At 32.8% G+C, this 433-nt stretch carries 1 protein-coding gene; it reads right to left on the reverse strand.

What is annotated here, in order from left to right:
• Positions 1-50 precede the first annotated feature (50 nt).
• Positions 51-433 (reverse strand): hypothetical protein (locus ACYQ2M_RS25310; protein WP_459919180.1); only part of this gene is annotated, 383 nt, incomplete at its 5' end.

The raw sequence follows: 433 nt of genomic DNA on the forward strand, positions 1-433 counted from the left end.
TTTAAATAACCGGACCGCGCGCTGTTTGCGGGTCCGTGTTTATTGGCTTGTTACACGTCTTTTATTATTTCCATGTACTTACTGTAGCCTTCTTGGCTGTAATTACATGATAGCTCATTCATAAATCCATGCTTAAAATTTGTTTTATAGCAATTAACATTTAGTTTCTTTGATACTATTTTAACGATCTCATCTACATCATAATTTGGTTCATGTTTTGAAAAATATAAATCTATAGCTACTTTTGGAATTACACTCAGATATTTTCTTATTTGAGAACTGTAAAAGCAGACAGCCTTTGTTTTAGCAAATGTGTTAAGAGTTTCTGATACTGCCCATATAGACGAAGCGCCTACGCTAAAACCAAGCAGAAATTGACGCATATCTTCTTTCCCTTTAAGTTTGTTTGATAACAATTCAATATATTTCTCTA

This window comes from Desulfocicer niacini (assembly GCF_054657595.1).